General features: G+C 73.1%; 16 protein-coding genes and 1 pseudogene. 7 read left to right on the top strand and 10 right to left on the bottom strand.

Going from position 1 to position 17,841, the window contains the following annotated elements; genetic code table 11:
- Positions 1–1,059: 1,059 nt before the first annotated feature.
- Positions 1,060–1,269 (bottom strand): hypothetical protein, encoded by a 210-nt coding sequence (locus N8I86_RS38575; protein ID WP_263280308.1) that lies wholly within the window; start codon positions 1,267–1,269, stop codon positions 1,060–1,062.
- A gap of 1,020 nt (positions 1,270–2,289) precedes the next feature.
- The gene (locus N8I86_RS38570) at positions 2,290–3,057 is read right to left on the bottom strand and encodes a hypothetical protein (protein WP_263280307.1); all 768 of its coding nucleotides are present in this window, start codon (positions 3,055–3,057) and stop codon (positions 2,290–2,292) included.
- Between the two features lie 1,329 nt (positions 3,058–4,386).
- Here N8I86_RS38570 and N8I86_RS38565 point away from each other — a divergent pair.
- From N8I86_RS38565 to N8I86_RS38550, 4 genes are all read left to right on the top strand, one after another.
- Entirely contained in the window at positions 4,387–4,878 is a 492-nt protein-coding gene (locus N8I86_RS38565) for a DUF2975 domain-containing protein (protein WP_073898799.1), read from the top strand.
- Positions 4,878–5,225 (top strand): helix-turn-helix domain-containing protein, encoded by a 348-nt coding sequence (locus N8I86_RS38560; RefSeq protein WP_263280306.1) that lies wholly within the window; start codon positions 4,878–4,880, stop codon positions 5,223–5,225. The genes N8I86_RS38565 and N8I86_RS38560 overlap by 1 nt, the downstream gene beginning before the upstream one ends.
- Positions 5,226–5,920: 695 nt before the next feature.
- Positions 5,921–6,373 (top strand): hypothetical protein, encoded by a 453-nt coding sequence (locus tag N8I86_RS38555; protein ID WP_263280305.1) that lies wholly within the window; start codon positions 5,921–5,923, stop codon positions 6,371–6,373.
- Between the two features lie 231 nt (positions 6,374–6,604).
- Positions 6,605–6,757 carry a hypothetical protein gene (locus N8I86_RS38550; RefSeq protein WP_263280304.1) on the top strand — a complete coding sequence of 51 codons (153 nt, stop codon included), beginning with the start codon at positions 6,605–6,607 and terminating at the stop codon, positions 6,755–6,757.
- Positions 6,758–6,954: 197 nt separating this feature from the next.
- On the opposite strand, the gene N8I86_RS38545 is transcribed toward N8I86_RS38550, so the two are convergent.
- Complete coding sequence (locus N8I86_RS38545; protein WP_073898803.1) at positions 6,955–7,665, bottom strand: hypothetical protein; 711 nt, start codon at positions 7,663–7,665, stop codon at positions 6,955–6,957.
- Positions 7,666–8,281: 616 nt separating this feature from the next.
- Between N8I86_RS38545 and N8I86_RS38540 the strand changes: the two genes are divergently transcribed.
- Positions 8,282–8,902, top strand: coding sequence for a hypothetical protein (locus tag N8I86_RS38540; protein WP_263280303.1), 621 nt, complete (start codon positions 8,282–8,284; stop codon positions 8,900–8,902).
- Between the two features lie 642 nt (positions 8,903–9,544).
- Positions 9,545–9,915, top strand: a pseudogene (locus tag N8I86_RS38535) (VOC family protein).
- A gap of 352 nt (positions 9,916–10,267) precedes the next feature.
- Here N8I86_RS38535 and N8I86_RS38530 read toward each other — a convergent pair.
- From N8I86_RS38530 to N8I86_RS38510, 5 genes are all read right to left on the bottom strand, one after another.
- Complete coding sequence (locus N8I86_RS38530; protein WP_263280302.1) at positions 10,268–11,404, bottom strand: ligand-gated ion channel; 1,137 nt, start codon at positions 11,402–11,404, stop codon at positions 10,268–10,270.
- Between the two features lie 352 nt (positions 11,405–11,756).
- On the bottom strand, positions 11,757–12,983 hold the full coding sequence (locus N8I86_RS38525) for an MFS transporter (RefSeq protein WP_263280301.1): 1,227 nt from the start codon (positions 12,981–12,983) through the stop codon (positions 11,757–11,759).
- Positions 12,984–13,320: 337 nt separating this feature from the next.
- Positions 13,321–13,923, bottom strand: coding sequence for a YdcF family protein (locus tag N8I86_RS38520; protein WP_263280300.1), 603 nt, complete (start codon positions 13,921–13,923; stop codon positions 13,321–13,323).
- 188 nt (positions 13,924–14,111) lie between these two features.
- A complete protein-coding gene (locus N8I86_RS38515) occupies positions 14,112–14,684 on the bottom strand; it encodes a dihydrofolate reductase family protein (protein ID WP_263280299.1) in 573 nt (190 codons plus the stop codon).
- Positions 14,685–14,927: 243 nt separating this feature from the next.
- Positions 14,928–15,488 carry a CGNR zinc finger domain-containing protein gene (locus tag N8I86_RS38510; RefSeq protein WP_073898818.1) on the bottom strand — a complete coding sequence of 187 codons (561 nt, stop codon included), beginning with the start codon at positions 15,486–15,488 and terminating at the stop codon, positions 14,928–14,930.
- A gap of 161 nt (positions 15,489–15,649) precedes the next feature.
- On the opposite strand from N8I86_RS38510, the gene N8I86_RS38505 reads away from it, so the two are divergent.
- Complete coding sequence (locus tag N8I86_RS38505) at positions 15,650–16,207, top strand: hypothetical protein (RefSeq protein WP_263280298.1); 558 nt, start codon at positions 15,650–15,652, stop codon at positions 16,205–16,207.
- Between the two features lie 161 nt (positions 16,208–16,368).
- On the opposite strand, the gene N8I86_RS38500 is transcribed toward N8I86_RS38505, so the two are convergent.
- Complete coding sequence (locus N8I86_RS38500) at positions 16,369–16,920, bottom strand: YciI family protein (protein WP_263280297.1); 552 nt, start codon at positions 16,918–16,920, stop codon at positions 16,369–16,371.
- A gap of 160 nt (positions 16,921–17,080) precedes the next feature.
- Complete coding sequence (locus N8I86_RS38495; RefSeq protein ID WP_263280296.1) at positions 17,081–17,812, bottom strand: hypothetical protein; 732 nt, start codon at positions 17,810–17,812, stop codon at positions 17,081–17,083.
- Between the last annotated feature and the right edge of the window lie 29 nt (positions 17,813–17,841).

Here is a 17,841-nt window from a genome sequence, read left to right as displayed (position 1 = left end):
GGTCCTTGAGTCATGGTGTGTTCAACGCCGGTAGCTGCGCGGTAATTTCGTGGACGCCTGTGGTTTTCCTTTCTCCCCACGTTCTGGGGAGTTTCTTGTCGATCGCGTGTGGGGCCAGTTGAGTGTGTGAGGCTGTGCCTCTGCTTGAGTGGGTGGATGCGGTGGGCCTTCGTGGTCTGTGTGAGCACCGCTGGAGGTACCCGCTTCAGGGTGGCCGTCGTTGACGAGGCTGCGGGCACTGCGTGCTTGTTGCACCTGTTGGAGGGGGTGGGGGGTTTGTCTTGGTGCGCGCCTTTCGGCAGTGGGTCTGGGTGGGGGGTGTGGTCCGCCGTGTCGGCGAGCGGTTCCGGTGCCTGTGGGGTGTCGCCGCCTTGTTGTGGGGGGAACCGTGCGGGGCGTGGGGTCCTTGGCGGGTGCAAGGTTCTGTGGTGGGCTGGTGGCGGGTTACTTGCAGGTGGTGCCGGTCTTTGCCTGCGGCCGTGCCTCGACGCGGTCGGTGGTGCGGTTGTAGGCCTTGGTCTTGGTGTGGGTGAGCCACGGCTGCCGGTGTTTTGAGCGGTGTCCGGTGTCGTGGGTTCCCGCGGGTGGGTGGGTGTCGCTGTCGTGGGGGGGAGGGGGGAGGGCTGGGTGCCCGCCTGGAAGTGGTGGGCGGGGTCGCGGGCGTAGAGTTTGGTGTCCTGGCCGTTGCCCATGGTCTGGAAGTGGGCGCTGTGCCGTTGGTAGTGCTCTGCACCGCGGTGGCTGCTGAGCTGGGTGACTGGTATCCGCTCCCCGGGCGGGTCTGGCCAGATCTCGTGGTCCAGCGGGTTGGTGAGGTTTGGCGGGAGTTCGGCGGGATTGCAGGAGGCGCTGGTCTGCGGTCTCTGGCCTGGCGGGTCCTTGTGGTTTTTGGCGGCCACCGCGGCCACCTTGGTGCGGCCTTCCACGTTGAAGGAGTGCAGGATGCGGTCGCCCTCTTTCCGCTCTGCCCGGTGGCCGGAGCGGGGCAGGTCAGGTTGCTCGGTATCGACGTACGTCTTCAGCGCGTTCTCGGGACTGCTGGCGCCGTCCCCTTTTGCTTCACGCGCGGCCGCTGCCGTTGTCGAAGGCTTTCCCGTCGTACTCCAGCGCTCTGCGGGCGGTCGCGAAGCCGTGCGGCGAACCGTCGTAGGGCGAGGACGGGGCCGGGGCAGGTCCTGGAGCTGTCTCGTCGTCCCCTGCGGCCTCACTGGCGCACGAAGCCGTCGTCATGGTCGCCGGCGCCGCCGTCGGCATCAGCCTTTTGCGCATTTCTCGTCCCTGCTTCCTCGCGTCCCGGGTCGTTGCGGTGTTTGTTCGGCGCGGTGGCGGACCGGAGCGTTCGAAGGTCAGCCGGCCGTCTCGGACGTATGCCGGTACGTCTGTGGGGGCACCCTGGCCGCGGCGGGTGGGACGCCCTGAGCGCGGCGTGCAGGTGCTGGCGCGGGGACGCGGCCTGTGGCGGGAGTTTGATGGGTCGTCGGTCCGGGCCTGGGGCGGGCGGCGGACGTTCGCGGGGCAGAGGGCGGGACCGGCCGCTGAGGCACAGGCCCTCGGCCGGCCCGGGCCCGGAAGGGGGATGTGTGTCCATCGGCCGTCGCGTGGCCTTGCGGTCGCTCGATGTGTGGGGCGAACGGGAAGTGTGGGTGGCGGGGGTGGTTCGTGTACGGCTGCGGCGGGCTGAGGCGGCCGTCGGTCGCTGAGCGGCTGACCGAGGGTTTCGCGGCGGTCGAGGAACGGTGCATCACGGGTCTCGTGGGCGCGGCGAGCCGCTGCTGGCCGTCGGCCGCGCCGGGCGAGGGGTGGCGCCGCACCGGACGCCCTGCCCGCGGCCGTCGTCAGCCGGGAGCGCGCCGAACACCTCGCCGCGTATCTCCCAGGCCCCGGCGGGGCGGGTCCTGCACCTCCTGGGGCACGCCGTGCGACCGTGAACGGGCGCGAGTCGGTCTGCCCGCACCGGCTGTCGGGTTACCGGCTGATGGCGTCGGGGCGGGGGGTGTGAGGTGGCGGGGCTCTACCGGCGGCGGGCCGGCACAACCCCGCCTGCGCATCCTGGGGATGTTGGCTGGTCTGCCGCGCGCGGATCCTCGCAACGGCTGCCGTGCTCAGTTTCGTTGCCGTGCGTCGTCCATGGCTGTGGCGGAGTCCTCGGCCCGGCCGCGCCGCGGGCCCCTGCGGTTGCGGAGGCGGTACAAAGCCGAGGTCCGGCAGGTCTGCAGGCCGCGATCACTGAAGAGAGCGTGCCGGTGCCCCGCGGATCCTTCTGTCCGCGGGGCTCCGGCCTGTCAGTGATCAGCCCTGGGTGCCTCCCTGGGTGTTGCCGCCTCCGCCGCCCTGGGTGCCTCCCTGGGTGTTGCCGCCTCCGCCGCCCTGGGTGCCGCCCTGGGTGTTGCCGTTGCCGCCGCCCTGGGTGCCGCCCTGGGTGTTGCCGTTGCCGCCGCCCTGGGTGCCGCCCTGGGTGTTGCCGTTGCCGCCGCCCTGGGTGCCTCCCTGGGTGTTGCCGTTGCCGCCGCCCTGGGTGCCGCCCTGGGTGTTGCCGTTGCCGCCGCCCTGGGTGCCGCCCTGGGTGTTGCCGCCTCCGCCGCCCTGGGTGCCTCCCTGGGTGTTGCCGCCTCCGCCGCCCTGGGTGCCTCCCTGGGTGTTGCCGCCTCCGCCGCCCTGGGTGCCGCCCTGGGTGTTGCCGCCTCCGCCGCCCTGGGTGCCGCCCTGGGTGTTCCCGTTGCCGCCGCCCTGGGTACCGCCCTGGGTGTTGCCTCGGCCGTTGCCCTGGGTTCCGCCCTGCGTGTTCCCGTTGCCGTTGCCCTGGGTACCGCCCTGCGTGTTGCCTCGGCCGTTGCCCTGCGTGCCGCCTTGGGTGTTGCCTCGGCCGTTGCCCTGGGTTCCGCCCTGGGTGTTTCCGCCCTTCATGTTGTTGTTGTGGTGGCTGGTGGAGTGTGCGGCCGCGTGGTGCTGCATCATGGGTGCGGCTTCGGCGCTGGCCACGCCGATCGTTCCGGCGGCGAGGGCGGCGATGCAGGAGATGCCGGCGATGCGGGCCATGTGACGTCGAGCGTTGATCATGAGAGAACCTCGTGTTTTCCAAGTTTTGAGTGGATGCAGTTCCTGTCCGGCGACTGCGTGTCTTCATTTGAGCTGTTCGGGTGGCTGGTGTGTGTCGGCTGGTCGGTGGACCGGCCGGTTGACGCCGGCTGTCGGCCCACCGTCCGGCCGCACCGTCATCCCGGAAGCTGTGCGCCCTGCTGAGCAGCCTTGATGTCCGGGAAAGCGGGCGCTCCTGCACCCCCGTGGCCCCGTCGGCCCTCGCCCACGCCTGCGGTTCGGTCGGCTCGCGTGTGCGGCCGGCTGTGGTGTCTCGCCCCTCCCGGGGCCGCCGCGCGTCCCTGCCGCCGGGCCGGCCGGCTTTCCCCGCACGCGGAGGCCGCGCTCCGGCGCCTTCTGGCCCCGCTCCGGCCGGGGGCGCTGTGGTGCCGGCCTGCCGGTCCGGTCGCCTCACGCTTACGGCAGGCGGTGGTGCGCCGGCCTGTCGCGGGCTGCCGCGCGTCCCTGCTGCTTCCTGTGCTCGCGGATGTCTGCAGTCTTGCGGCTGGCGCGTTGCCGTCCTGCCCTCGCGTCGCGGTGCCGGTCGGGTCGCTTCGTGTTGCGGCCGGCTGCGGTCTTGCCTGCTCCGGGCTGTCGTGCGCCCCTGCCCCGCGTCGCGCTGAGCCGCCCGCAGCCCGGACCGTCCGGCCTCGTCTGGGGGCGGGTCTTCCTGCCGGTCCGGTCGCCGCGGGTGCTGCGGCAGGCTGCGAGGCTGCGGGGCTCTCGCGCCCCGGTCCGTTTCGGATGGCCGCTTGCCGTGCAGGCCCGGCGCTGTCGGCTCACGGGCGTGTGCTCGGGTGCTTGCGGCTGCGCTGCGGCCGCTGTCGCCTTTCACGTCGTCTGGCCGGTTGTGTCGCTGGGTGTTTGCGGCGGGCTGCGGTGACGCGGTCCGTCGCGAACCGCCGCGTACTTCTGCTGCTTCCTGTGCTCGGGGGGTGTCTGCAGTCTTGAGGCCGGCGCGTTGCTGTCCTGCCCTGGCCCGGCCGGGCCGGGCCGGTCCGGTCGCCTCGTGTTTGCGGCAGGCTGCGGTGCCTGTCCCGTCCCGGGCTGCCGTGCGCTCCTGCCACGCGTCCCGCTGACCGGCTTTCGCAGCCCGCATCCCGCGAGCCCGCAGCCTCTGTAGAGCGCACAGCTCGCATGCGGCTGCGGGGGCGGCGCCCGGTGTTCGTCCCGGGGTGTTCCGTCCGTGGTGCGAGGCCAGGGGTTGGGGGCCGTGGGGTGGTGTCCGGGGATGTGCGGGGAGTGCCGCGGCTTGCTCGGTCTATCGAGATTCGATAGATTTCGGTTGTCTTTCGTGAGGAGGGTGGGGTTGTGGGCAGGGTGACGGTGGGTGCGTTGCGGGCTGTGCTGGTGGTGGTGCTGGCCGGGACGGTGCTGGTGCAGGTGTTGATGGTGTGGGTTTTGGTCAGTGGGAGTGATCCGGAGGGCGGGTCGGCGGCGCTGACGGCGATGCGGGTGTTGACGGTGGTGGGTCTGGTGGCGGTGCAGGCCGTTGTGGTGTGTGTGGGGCGGCTGGTGGCGATGGTGCGGCGGGGGACGGTGTTCTCTTCTGCGGCGTTTCGGTATGTGGACGGTATTGCCGGGGCGATCGTGGGGGCGGCGGTGGTGTGGTTCGCGGTGACGGCTGTCAATGCGCCGGGTCAGCGGGACGATCCGGGTGTCACGGTGATCATGGGCGGGATCGGTGTGGCCGTTTTGGGGGTGGCGTTGATCGTTCTGGTGCTGCGGGCGCTGCTGGTCCAGGCTGTTGCCCGTGAGGGGGAGGCGGCGCGGATGCGGGCCGAGTTGGACGAGGTGATCTGATGCCGATCGCCGTGGACATCGATGTGATGCTGGCCCGGCGGAAGATGTCGGTGGGGGAGCTCGCGGAGCGTGTGGGGATCACGCCGGCGAACCTGGCGGTGTTGAAGAACGGCCGGGCCCGGGCGGTGCGGTTCACCACGCTCGCCGCGCTGTGCGAGGTCCTTCGGTGCCAGCCGGGCGATCTGCTGCGCTGGGAGGCCGAGGACACCACGGACACCGCCGGCCCCGCGGACACCGAGAGCGCCGTGGATGCCGAGAGCGCCGTGGATGCTGCGGGCGCCGCGGGCAGTGAGGATGCTGCGGACACCGCGGGCACCGAGGAAGCTGCGGGGGCTGTGGGGGGTTGATCCGTGTTGCGGGCGCGTGGGTGTGTTGTGCCCGTGCGGGGCGCGCCTGGTGCGTGTGCGGGGGCGGTGCCCGGCGGTGCCCGGCGGTGGTGGTCGTGTCCGGTCCGTCGGCTGGATGAGGCCGGGTTGCACGGTCACGCGTCACGGGTGTGCGGGGTGCGGGGTGCGGCTGGGGCCAGGCGGTCGGCGCGTGTGGGGTGAGCCGGTCCGGACCGTGGTCCGTTGCGGGCGACGCGAACATCCGTGGTGGCGGCCCCGGAACGCGACTTGGAGGGCGTGCCAGCCGAGTCCGCCCGGAGGGTGTGTGCAGGGGCGGGTTTTGCAGGCCTGGGCGGAGACGTCCACGGCGTGGTGGGCGGCCGTGCCCGGGTTCGTCCGCTGGGAAGGAGTGTCCGCGCACGGGACTTCACCGGGGAGGCGCCGTCGGGGGCGGGCTCGGTGTGGTGGTGGCCGTGCCGGGGCGCCGGGGCGCCGGGGCTGGGGTGCGGTGGAGGCCGGGTGGGGTGTGGTGGTGGCGGGTGATGCCGGCCGTGGCTGCGGCCGGGGTGTGAGGGGTGTGGTTGGGGTGGGGGAGAGGGTGGGGTTGTTGGGTGGGGACGGCCGCTCGGTGCGGCAGTGGCTTGCTGGGCTGATGGGGAATTCCGCGTTGCCCGCATCGGTGCTGGCGCGGTTGCTCACGGTTGAGGAGTTGCCCGATGGCGGCTCGTCGTGGCTGGCCCGGTGTCCGTTGGACGCAGGTGCTGGTGGCGTCGGTGCAGACGGGGCACCGGCTGGGGGCGGTGGAGAATCGGGCGGCCGATGTGGAGGTGCTGGCGCGTCTTGCCCGTGATCCGGTGCCGCGGGTCCGGTTCGCTTATGCGGCGCTGGTGGGCGACTTCGGCCGGCGTGTCCCCGAAGGGGTGCTGGAGGTTTTGGCGGGTGACGGTCAGGCGAGGATCCGGCGGGCGGTGACGCGGTGGGACGTGCCGCCTGCGGTGCGGGAGCGGCTTGCCGGTGACGATGACGCCGCGGTGCGGGCCGCGGCCGTCACCGAGCAGCTGTGGGCCTCGGCTGCGCCCGCCGTGCGCGAGGGCCTGCTCGCCGATCCCGCGCCCGAGGTCCGTGACGCCCTGGCCGTGTTGTTCGCGGGCGAGCGAGAACGCGGGTGACGGGGGGCGGGGACGGCGCCGGGGGAGAGGGGTGGCCACCGGGCTGCCGGGTGACGACAAGCGCATGGCCGCCACGTTCGGCGTGGGTGCCTTCGACGGGTACCTGGACCTGAACCGGCAGCCGTGGACGGACGGGCCTGCGCGAGGACGGACTGCTGGGCTGGGCGGTCACCGGACACAAGGATCTGTACTGCCGGCGGATGCGGGGCGAGGGATCCCGGCAACTGGCCGGTGGTGGTCCGCTCCTTCGACGACCAGGACGCCTGCTTGGACTGCCCGGCCGCGCCGTTCGTCTGCCGCATCCTCCTCGGTGCCCGCCACCCGTACACGAGGGCCCGCTCCTTCGACACCCCCTGCTTCCTGACCTACGGCGGCAGCCGCTGACCGCACCGCGCCCGGCGCCTGCCGGCTGCCGGACACCCCCCGCCCCCCTCGGCACCGCCGACGCCAACAGCCCCCCTTAGGGGGCTGGTCGGGATGTTGCCGGACCGTGGGGGCCCGGGCGGGCTGCTGCTGCGGCGGGCACCGCTGCCGTCACGAAAAAGAGGGGGGTTGGCGGCAGTGGTGCCCGGCCCGGGGTGTCAGGGGGTGGCGAGGTGGGAGGCCATCGCGAAGGAGTCGGCGATGATCCGGTCGGTGGCCTTGTCGATGTCCTCGTCGCTGGCCAGGGTCGCGCCCTGGGTGGCGCCGCCCTGGAGGTTGTGGGTGCCGCCCTGGGTGGCGCCCTGGGTGTTGTTGTTCCCCGAGCCCTGGGTGGCGCCCTGGGTGTTGCCGGTGCCGCCCTGGGAGCCGCCGAGGGTGTTGCGGGTGCCGCTGACGGTGCCGCCCTGGACGTTGTTGGTGCCACCCTGCGCGCCGCCCTGGGTGTTGGTCCGGCCGGTCTGGGTGCCGCCCTGGACGTTGTGGGTGCCGCCCTGGACGCCGCCCTGGGTGTTCTTCCTACCCCCGACCTGGGTGCCGCCCAGCACGTTGCCCGTGCCGCCCTGGGTGCCGTTCTGGATGTTGTGGGTGCCGCCCTGCGCCGCGGTCTGGGTGTTGCCGGTACCGCCCTGGGTGTTGCCGGTGCCGCCCTGGGTACCGCCCTGAAGGTTGCCGACCTGGACGTTGTTGCTGTTGCCGTCCCCGGTGTTGGAGATGTCGCCGATCCAGCCGCCGTTGTTGAAGATCACGTTGATCTTCGCGGGGGGTACGGGGTCGGTGCGCAGTGCCGCGGACGCCTGGCTCGCGGTGGTGCCCGTCCACGCCATGGCAGCGGCGAGGGACAGGGTCGCGTAGATGCCTACCTTCTTCACGGCAGCCCTTTCGTGCGGTAGGTAGAGAATCGGACCTTCTGCCGGTCCAACCTGTCGCACCCGCTGACCGCGCATCCACCGCGACACGGGCGAAGTCACCCGGACAGCGCCCCGCCCCACGGTCCAGCCCGACCGGCGGCCGGCCGCACCCCCCGGTACCCCGCGGGATACCGGCGGCCTGTGCGGCGCCCCTCGTACGGTACGAAGTGCCGTGTGTACGCACGGAGATGACCCCCTCGGCCCGAGCGCGGTGGGGGGCCGGCCGCGTCCAGGCGAAGCGGGCGGGGGCCGTCTTCGCCGGTGTGCGGCAGGTTCAACTCGGCTGCCCCGCCCGGCTGTGCCGCCCGGGACGTGATGTGCTCGTCATACGATCCACCGTTGTGTTTTTCGACAGGTCACTTGACGGGTGCGGCCGGCACGGGAGAAGGCCGACCGCGCCGCATCCGCGCCGCATCCGCGCCGCATCCGCGCCGCATCCGCGCCGCATCCGCGCCGCATCCGCGCCTGGCGGGCGCCGGCACCGGCCGCGCCGGGGCGGGTGCTCGCCGGCCGGCTCGAGGCGGCGTGCGATCGCACGCCGCCTCGCGGGGCACATGACGCCGATTACGGTGATCCCATGGACGTGGGGGCGGTACTGATCGCGGTCACCGGTGTGGCGGGAACCCTCGGGGCCGCGCTGCTCACCCAGCGAGGCGCCGACCGGGCCAAGAAACGCGAGCTGGAGATGGCGCACGCCATCCAGGAGGCGAAGGAGAACCGTGAGCTGCGGCGCAGCTGCTACACACAACTGCACCGTGATGCACGGCAGTTCACCACGGCGCTGAGCCGGCACCTGTACCTGCTGCGCGATCGGCTGCCCGCCCAGGAGGACGCAGCGGCGCTGGAAGCGGCCAAGGACGCCTACCGTGACCGGTGGTCCGAGACGTTGATGATCGCTCCCGACGCGGTGATCGTTCCCGCTCATGACCTCTCCGACGCGCTGACCGGGGTCTACGGGCAGGTCAAACGCCTGGAGCAGGGCAACTGCCGGCCCGGTGAAACCCTGCGGTCCGCCGCTGAGGCCCAGCATGCGCTGTGGTCGTCGATCCGCGTCATGAGAGAGGCGATGCGCCGCGACCTGGGCATCAGCGCGAACGCCGGTGACGAGGCGTCCCGGCACCTGCCGCGGGCCTCCTCCACCGATCCGGCGACCGTGACCGCGGACTTCGCGCTGTCCCCCGAGGACACGGACGGGTAGACGACGTCCCTGCGAAAAGGGCGCCGACCCCGGGGCAGCGCGTGGCCGGGGCATCGTCCGCCCGGGGCGGGCGCACAGGTGGGTGGCACGGTTCGCGTCCCCTCCGGGGCAACCTCGCCTGGCACTTTGAGGCAGTCGACGAAGGCAAGGACGAGGACCACGCGGACCGAGCACGTCGGCCACGAACCCGTCCGGGCGGCCACCGAACGCCGCCCGCACGCGCTGCCGGCCGGTCCTCCTCGGCACGCCGGCCGCCCAGGACGTCCAGGAGCCCGACACCCCCGTCGCCGGGGACGACCGCGGCCGCGGGGGCGCGGCCGTCGTGCGGCCGGTGCCGTCAGGTCCTTCACCGTTCCCGCCGTGAGGGCCGTCGCCGGCGTAGGCGACCGCGTCCGCACCGTCCCGGTCGGCGACCTGCTGCCCGAGAGCCATGTCCGGGCCGGGCCGCAACTCCCCGCCGAGCACGGCGCCTCGCCCGGCGACCTGCTGCCCGAGAGCCGCGTCCGGGCCGGGCCGCAACTCCCGGCCGAGCACGGCGCCTCGCCCGGCGCGGGCCGGCCCACCGGCCGGCAGGGCGACCGGTGCCCGAGGGGCACAGGGTGTGGGGCCCCGCCCCACGTCACCGACCGGTCCTTAGCCGCCATGCCGGCGCAGAGGAAGCTGTCCGCGATCACCCTCGACCGCCCCGACCCGCCGGCGCTCGCGGCGTTCTACCAGCGGGCCACCGGCCTCGAACCGTATCCGGAGTGCGACGCCGACTTTGCCGGCCTCAACGACGGGGACGGGCTCTTGCCCGTTTCCAGCGGGTCGACGACTACCGGGCGCCCCACGGGCCGGACCGGATCGTTCCTCAGCAGTTCCACCTCGACGTCGACGTCGACGACCTCGACGAGGCCGAGACACGGCTGCTCGAACTCCGCGCGGGCAGGCCGCCGTACCAGCCCCGGCCCAATCGCCGGCGGGTCCTCCTCGACCCCGCCGGGCACCCCTTGTGTCCGGTGGCCAAGGGCTGACCGCGCTCGCACACGAAGGGGAGGCGCGCGGTGAGGGAATCGCAGTGGACAAGCCACTGCCCTTCGTCGCGGCGGGCGAGCCGCGCACGCGCCTCTTGCCCGCTCTGCGCCCCTGGGCGGGGTATCGGTGTCGGCCGTACGGCTGTGCGTTCGTGCCGCACCACGCCGGTCGGGCGCCCGTGCCGAGGCCGATCGCGTCGTCCTCCTCGCAGCCCCGCAGCCCCGCTGCCCCGCTGCCCCGCTGCCCCGCAGCGCTGCAGCCCCGCAGCTACGCAGCCTCGCAGGTCCGTGGTTGCGCGGGCCGGGTGACCGGCGCCGTTTTCCGCCCGCGCACCGGCATGGTGATGGGGTGTCAGGTGACGGCGAAGCCGATGGAGATGGCGTTGGCGATGACGTAGGCGGCGGTCGTGGACCAGGCCACGATGCGGTTGGTGCGTCGTACGGCGGCACGTTTGTCGGGGTTGGCCCAGCTCAGGAGGATGTAGGTGGTGCAGCCGACGCCGACGAGGGTGTAGAGCAGGGTGGCGAGGTGGATCTGGTCGACGAGGGTCACGCCGAACTGGGTTCCGGTCAGGCTGGTGGAGCGCATGCTGAGCACGACGCTGAACAGGGAGGCGCCGAGGATGCCGAGGCGGGCCGCGAGCACGGTGAGGAACTCCGGCGCCCAGATGAAGTAGGACATCAAGGAGATGAGGAAGGCGACGTAGGCGGGCCAGGCCTGGCGGATGAAGCCGGCCAGGTCGACGCGGTCGAGGTGGAGTTCGATGACGAACTGGCTGTAGCGGCTCTGCTGCCCGTGCTTGATGCGGGGGTCGCCGAAGGACGTCTGGTAGGTGTGGGTGACCACGCGCACGCTGAAGTCGCGGATCTCGAAGCCGTCGAGGCTGATGGCGTGGTCGTAGCCGGAGTTCGCCCGGTCGGCGACGTAGGCGAACTGGGAGGCGTTGAGCTGGGAGTCCTCGACCTGGATCTGGACGTCCTGCTTGTCGAAGGGGTACTCGCTGAGGTCGAACTGCTGGCGGAAGGTGCCGGAGACCTTCACCTGGGACCAGTACTGGTCGCCGACCTTCTCCACCGACCGGTCGCTCTGGCTGACCTGGGTGGCGTTGATGAACTCCAGGCGCCGGGTGGCGTCCAGATCGGCGCTGGGGCACACGCTCCACAGCCAGAAGTCGGCGTTGATGGTCCGCGGTGAGACGTCCAGGCCGTAGAGGTCGGTGACGTAGGCGCCGACCTGGCAGGTCGGCGGCGCCGCCGCCGGGGCCGTGCGGGCCGCGGGCGCTGCCGGTGCCGCTGCCGGGGCGGCACGGGTGGCGGCTGCCGGTGCCGCAGGCGCCGTCGACGCCCCGAGGCCGGCGAACAGCACGGTGTGCAGCAGGGTGTACAGCACGAGCGTGACCGCCCTCCACCAGGCCCGGCGTCGCGGGTCTCCCTTCGCCGGGGCGGCGGGGGAGCGGTGGCCGGGACAGGGGTGGTCGGGCGTCACCATGCGGGGGACCGTACCTGCGCGAACGGAGCTTGCTTCGGGCTGACACACCCTGCCCGCCGCGTTTTCATCCCGCAGTGGTGCGGCAGGCGGCGCACCACCCCGGCAGGGCGACACACCCCCCGGCAGGTGGCACACCCCTCCGCCGGGCGGTACGGCCGGTACGGCCGGTACGGCGCGGGACAGGCACCGCCCGGGCCGGGCGGCCCCCTCGCCACGGCGTCCGCGCGGACCGCCGACCGGCGACCGGCGACCGCCCACCGCCCACCGCCGACCGCCGACCGGCGACCGGCGACTGCGGGCCGCCGACCGCGGGCCGCGGGCCGGTGCCGGGCTGCTCCTGTCCGCTTCCGGGTCAGGCGGCGGCCGATGCCGGGTGCGCGGGTGCCGGCCGGGTGCGCGCGGCGTGGTGGTGGCGTTGTGCCCAGCGCACCGCGGGTGGTGCGGCCAGGCCCGTCAGCGCGAACATGGCTCCGGCGACGTACCAGCCGGGGCGGCCCCAGGTGATGCACAGCGCGATGAGCAGTCCGGGGCCGAGGGCCTCGGCCAGGCCGGCGCCGAGGCCGAACACCCCCAGGTACTGGCCGGTGGCGTGGTGCGGGGCGAGGGCGAAGGAGACCTCGAAACCGGCCGCCGAGTGCCAGAGTTCACCGACCGTGTGGATCACCACCGCGGTGAGGAGCAGGGCCGCGGCCACCCCCGCGGGGACGCCCGCGGACAGCGAGAACAGCGAGCAGGCCAGGAGGAAGGCCACGCCCGCCCGGCGGTAGGCGCGGGCGGCGGCAGCGGGGGAGTCGACGCCGCGGCCGGCCCGGACCTGGAAGGCGACGACCATCACGGTGCCGGTGAGCATGGTGGCCGAGACGAGCCAGGCAGGGGCGGTGGTCGCGCCGACGATCCAGAGCGGGACGGCCACGGTGAGCACCTTGAACTGGACGGCCATCACGCCGTCCAGGGCGGTCAGCAGCAGGTAGGGGCGGTCCCGCAGGGCGATGCGGCGCGGACCGCCGGCGGCGGTCAGGGGCGCGAGGGGCGGCAGACGCAGAAGGATCACCGCCGCGGCCGCGAACGCGAACGCGTTGCCGGCGACCATCAGCCGGTAGGCGGTGAGCGTGCCCACCTGAACCACCCAGCCCGCCAGCAGGGCCCCCAGGGAGATACCGACGTTGGTCACCGCACGCAGGTAGGCCCGGAACTGCTGCGGCCGGTCTCCTGCGTGGTGCCGGATGAGCGGGGAGCGGGCGGCCGTGCCGGCCGCCTTCGCCGCGGCGGCCGCGCAGACGACCACGACGAACGGCCAGAAGCCGTCCACCAGGACGAAGCCGGCCGTGGCCAGCGCCTGCACCACCAGGGTCGCCGCGTAGATGCCGCGTGCACCGCGGCGGTCGGCCAGGTGGCCGACCGCGACCCCCAGGACCAGCGCGAGAAGACCGGCGATGCCCAGACCGAGACCCACCTCGCCCGCCGGAAGACGGACCGCCTCGGTGAAGTACAGCACCCCGGCGGTGAGATGGAGACCGCTGCCGAGGGTGTAGACGAGGTTCGACACCGCGAGGATGCGCTGCGGTCCGGCATCGGGCATCCAGCAGGGCATGACAAGACTCCAGGTCCGGCACGGCAGGTAAGGACCCCACCAGCTTGTTGCATATTACTTGCAAGGGCAAGAGGGTTGCTGTGGTGGGTGGTTGTGGTCGGCCTGCGGTGCCGTGGGGCTGCTTGTGCCGCCCGGCGGGAGCGCGGCAGATCCCCCGCCACGCTGCGGCAGATCCCTCGCCACGCCGCGGCAGATCCCCCGCCACGCCGTGAGACGGCCCTCCACTGCGGCGTGCCTGCCGGGGCGGCGGTGCATCGGCAGGGGCGCGGCCGGCTTTCGGCCGGCGGGGTCGCGCCGGCCCGGACGGCTCCGGCGGCAGCGCCGCCTACGGTGCGATCGTGTGTTCGCCCGGTGGGAGACCGCGCAGGCTCCACAGCCCGTACAGGGCCAGCAGCGGTTTGAGGACCGTCCATTCGCCCAGGCGGTAGTCGCCGGCGCGCACCAGCCTGGTGGCGAGATCGGGGCGCTGGCGGCGCAGGTGGGCGCGGGCCTTGAAGGCGTGGGCGGGCTGGGAGGCGATCTTGATGCGGTCGGCGTCCTCCAGCAGCGGGATCACGTTCGTGATGTTCTCCCAGGTCGTCCCGCTGGCCTCTTCGAGGACCACGGTCCCCTCGAAGGCGAGCACCCGCCTCGCGTAGTCGGCCATCACCCGTGCCTCCGTGGCGGCGCCGCCGGTCGCGCCGCCAGTGAAGATCACACGCGTGCTGGGTACGCGGTCGGCGGCGACGGAGCGGATGCCCGCACGCACACGCTGGCGGTTGACGGCGTTCGCCGACTTCTGCGGATTGCGGTATCCGAGGACGACGACGGCCTCGGCGGTGCCCTCACGGTCGCCCACCAGGGCGCGGGACCAGCGCCAGTTCATCCACTCGCCCCAGGCCAGGACCGCCGCCCCGGCCGCCACCGCCAGGCCCGTCCTTCGTCGCATGCGGCGACTGTAGTGCCGTGACCGCAAGGAAGGAGGGGCACGCCCCGGACAGATCTACGGCCGTGCTGCCCCCCCCGGCCGACGCGATGCCGCACCGCACTGCGCCCCGCCTACGCCCCGCAGTGCGCGCTGCACCGGGTTCAGGGCGCGCCTGACGGGCCGCCCCGCGGTTCGCGCGGCGGCCGGGTTCAGCGGACGACGTCGAAGACGTTCTTCTGCAGGCCGTTGGCGTACGCCTCGTGCTCGACGAGCTTCAGTTTCTGCGCGTCCTTGTCGGTGGCGCTGAACAGGCGCTTGCCGGCGCCGAGCAGGAGGGGGAAGACGAGCAGGTGGTAGCGGTCGATGAGGCCGGCGTCGCAGAGGGCGTGGTTCAGGGTGGCGCTGCCGTGCAGGATGATCGGCCCGCCCTCGGTCTCCTTCAGTGCGGCGACCTCCTCGACGGTGCGCAGGATGGTGGTCTCGCCCCAGTCGGACACCAGGTCGTCGTCGGTGAGGGTGGTGGAGACGACGTACTTCGGCATGACCTTGTAGTCGGCGAAGTCCGCCATGTCCGGCCACACGGGGCTGAACGCCTCGTAACTGGTGCGTCCCAGCAGCATGGCGGTGGCTTCCTTCTGCTCCCGGCCCTTGATCTCGAACGCCTCGGGAAGGAACTCGGTGTGCTTGAAGGTCCAGCCGGAGTTGCGGTAACCGGGCTCGCCGCCGGGGGCCTCCACGACGCCGTCGAGCGAGATGAACGCGGTGCTGATCAGAGTGCGCATGGTGGGTTTCCTCGGTGTCTGGTGGCCGTCATCGCCGAACGATCGGTCCGTGCCCGCCGCGGCCGCTTGAGCGGCTGAGGCGCACCAACCGTGATCTTTGACTGCCGATCATGACGGAACTCATCGGCGCTCACCCGCCCTCTTCCGGCAGCGGCGGGTGACCCGGACCACAGCCTAGAGGTGCCGCCCGGCCGACCCGGAGACATGCGCCGACGCCGGGTCGGCAGGCCGGGGTGGAAAGGGTCAGCGGGCCGGGGCGGAGGCGGTCTTCTTACGGGCCCGGTACGCGGCCGCCTTGATCTTGTTGCCGCAGGACTCCATGCCGCACCACTGCCGGCGCATGCCCCGGGAGCGGTCGATGTAGGTGCGGGTGCACTCGGGGTTGCCGCACTCCTTGAGCAGCGGCACGTCCGGCCCGCTGAGCAGCTCGACGGCACACCTCGCGACCAGGGACAGGGCTTCCTCGGCGCTGGCCTGGGTCCAGCGTCCGGACGGGGTCAGCTGCGGCACCGCGGGCGCGGTGCGGGCGGCGTTGTTCACCACGGTCAGCGCCGCCGTGTCGTAGGGCTCCGCGAGCCGGCGGGCGGTGACGAGCCGGTAGACGGCCTCCCGGACGGTCCTCGCCTGCTCGACGTCGGCCTCCGTGCTGGGCGCGACGGCGTCGACCAGGCCGGACTCCACGTACCAGGCGTTCAGCCGGTCGGGCGTCACGAACATCTCGAAGCGCACCGAACGCCGCGCGCGCAGCGTCGCGGCGAAGTCCAGCGCCGGGTTCCCGCAGACGAAGACATGCTCGAGATTCACATCACCATCCTGACAGGTGACTGCCGGGGCGGGCAAACAGTCCCCGACAGCACGGTCCCGCCCGAACGGCCGCCCGGCCTGCCCGCCGGCCGTTCGATCTGGCGGGCGGTCGTTCGGGCTACGCTGCGGCGAAGCGGCCGACAGCCGCCGGGGAGGGGATCGTGAGCCGTCGACCGTTGCTGTTCCTGGATGTCGACGGGCCGCTGCACCCGTACGCGACGCCTTCGGGCAGGTGCCCGGAGGGCTACGTCACCGTTCACCTGCCGGCCGAGGCACGCCGGCCGTCCGCCGCCGGGGCCCCGCCGTCGTACGTGCGTCCTCGCGCGGTGTGGCTCAACCCGGCCCACGGCCCCGCCCTGCTGGCTCTCGGGTTCGAACTGTGCTGGGCCAGCGTGTGGATGGGCGAGGCGAACCGGTGGATCGGTCCCGCCCTCGGCCTGCCGCCGCTGCCGTTCGTCGACTTCGGCGACGCGCTGCTGCGCGAGCGCCCGGACACCGTCCACTGGAAGTCGGCGCCACTGATCGCCCACGCCGGTGGCCGGCCCTTCGCCTGGGTGGACGACGAGCAGAGCGACGCGGACCACGGCCACGTCGCCGCCACCCACCGCGCCCCCTTCCTGCTGCATCATGTCGATCCCCGAGTCGGCCTGCGGCAGGAGGATTTCACCGCTCTGGCCGGATGCGCGGCAGCCCTCAACGGCTCCGCCGCAGCGCGGTGAGCCGGGCACCGCCGGCACCGGATGCCGGCACCGGATGCGGGGCATCGGATGCGGGGCATCGCGGACGGCGCGGGGGCGGATCCCCCGGGGGTGCAGCAGCAGCTGCTGGGCTGTGCCGTTCGCCCGGGCGGCCCGGCGCGAGGGCCGGCTGCCGCTGTCGGTCATGACGGCCGGCCGCCGAACTGCCAGGTGTGGACCTCGATGGCGGCGTACCGGTCGGGGGTCAGGACGGCGCGTGCCGTCTGCGGGTCCGGTGCCCGCAGCAGGACGGCCGTGCCCAGCCAGGTGGCGGCGTCGTCGGACAGCAACGGCCCGTAGGCGATCAGCTCGTGCCCGTCGTGCGGCACCGCGAGGTCGGCCGCCTGCCCGGTGCCGAGGCCGAGCACCAGGTACCGGTTGCCGCCCGTCCGGCCGCCGGGGAAGTCCCACATGGTGCGCCCCAGCGTGTTGTGCCACCGTCGCAGCAGCACGTCCCGGTAGACGCCGGCCTGGTAGTTGGGCTCCTCGAAGGCGAACGCGCGGGCGGCTGCGGCCTCGGGCAGGTCGACGATGTGCACGCTTCCGGTCGGGGTGGCGCCGTCGTCCGCGAGGGTCGGACCCCGGGCGATCATCTGCTTCGCGTAGTTGTCCATGTAGGACCAGTGGGCCTCCAGCAGCTGCTCGCGCAGCGGCAGGGAGGCGGGCCGGTCGCGGTGGTAGCAGAGGAACTCCATGCCCTCAGGGTCCCGGCGCGCCCGTCATCAGGCGAGCGATTTCCCCCCGGGGGGACCGGCACCCGTCGTCGACGGGACGGGGTGCTCAGGCGCCGGGCGTCCGGCCGTACGGGAGGCCGACGCCGCAACCGGCCTACCGATTACCAGATGTGACGTATGGTCAGGTGCTGACCGTGCGCAGGAAGTGGTCGGCGTCGTCCGGTCCTGCCAGCCGGCCCAGTTCCAGCCAGGATCCGTCCGGGAAGTGGAGGGCGAAGGTGGCGAATCCGCGCGGCCGGCCGGCCTCGGCCTCGATGCGGGCCTCGGCGGGGGAGAACCGTGCGACGGCGTGGAAGTCGCCGGCGGTGGTGGGGGAGAGTCTGCGGCGCGGGGAGGCGGCCACGCAGATGCCGTCACCGGCGAGCATCACCAGGCGCTGAGGGTTGGGGGAGTGCCCGTACCAGTGCAGCAGCAGCCGGCCCGCGGTGCGCTCCCAGTCGCCGTCGAAGAGGCCGTGCGCGGGATCGCCCGGGCGACGCCGGCCCCGGCGGTCCCGGCCGGGTGCCGGGGGCCGGGGCGAGGTCGCGGCATCGGCCAACCCTGACCCTGGAGTTGAGGTTGAGACCGGGTCCGGCTCGTGTCGGGGATGCGGGGCGCGCCGGCCGGCCGGCCGGCGCTCGAGGCGGTCGCCGAGCTTGTCGATCAGCATCATGGGGATGACGACGAAGAAGAACAGCACCGCGCCGGCGTAGAGCAGCCAGTGGCGGCCCGGTGTGAGGCGTTTGCTGCCCGCGGCCCGGTGCACCTGTTCGGGGGGTGCGGGGATGGGCCGGGCCAGTTCGCACCAGACCAGAGCCGTCGGGTCCGCACCCAGGATCTTCCTCGCCCGCCGTCTCACCTTGCGCTTCGCCATGCCGGGAGCCTACGTGCCCGGCCGTTCCC

Origin of the sequence: Streptomyces albidicamelliae, from assembly GCF_025642175.1 — a bacterium.
Lineage (GTDB): Bacteria > Actinomycetota > Actinomycetes > Streptomycetales > Streptomycetaceae > Streptomyces > Streptomyces albidocamelliae.
This window is presented reverse-complemented; position numbering and strand designations above follow the sequence as displayed.

Coding starts and splice junctions, on each gene's coding strand:
- N8I86_RS38560 (WP_263280306.1), top strand. CDS start 4,878: ATGCCGATCGCCGTGGACATCGATGTGATGCTGGCCCGGCGGAAGATG.
- N8I86_RS38525 (WP_263280301.1), bottom strand. CDS start 12,983: ATGCCCGATGCCGGACCGCAGCGCATCCTCGCGGTGTCGAACCTCGTC.
- N8I86_RS38530 (WP_263280302.1), bottom strand. CDS start 11,404: ATGGTGACGCCCGACCACCCCTGTCCCGGCCACCGCTCCCCCGCCGCC.
- N8I86_RS38540 (WP_263280303.1), top strand. CDS start 8,282: ATGGACGTGGGGGCGGTACTGATCGCGGTCACCGGTGTGGCGGGAACC.
- N8I86_RS38500 (WP_263280297.1), bottom strand. CDS start 16,920: ATGGAGTTCCTCTGCTACCACCGCGACCGGCCCGCCTCCCTGCCGCTG.
- N8I86_RS38575 (WP_263280308.1), bottom strand. CDS start 1,269: ATGCGCAAAAGGCTGATGCCGACGGCGGCGCCGGCGACCATGACGACG.
- N8I86_RS38555 (WP_263280305.1), top strand. CDS start 5,921: ATGGCGGCTCGTCGTGGCTGGCCCGGTGTCCGTTGGACGCAGGTGCTG.
- N8I86_RS38515 (WP_263280299.1), bottom strand. CDS start 14,684: ATGCGCACTCTGATCAGCACCGCGTTCATCTCGCTCGACGGCGTCGTG.
- N8I86_RS38495 (WP_263280296.1), bottom strand. CDS start 17,812: ATGGCGAAGCGCAAGGTGAGACGGCGGGCGAGGAAGATCCTGGGTGCG.
- N8I86_RS38570 (WP_263280307.1), bottom strand. CDS start 3,057: ATGATCAACGCTCGACGTCACATGGCCCGCATCGCCGGCATCTCCTGC.
- N8I86_RS38520 (WP_263280300.1), bottom strand. CDS start 13,923: ATGCGACGAAGGACGGGCCTGGCGGTGGCGGCCGGGGCGGCGGTCCTG.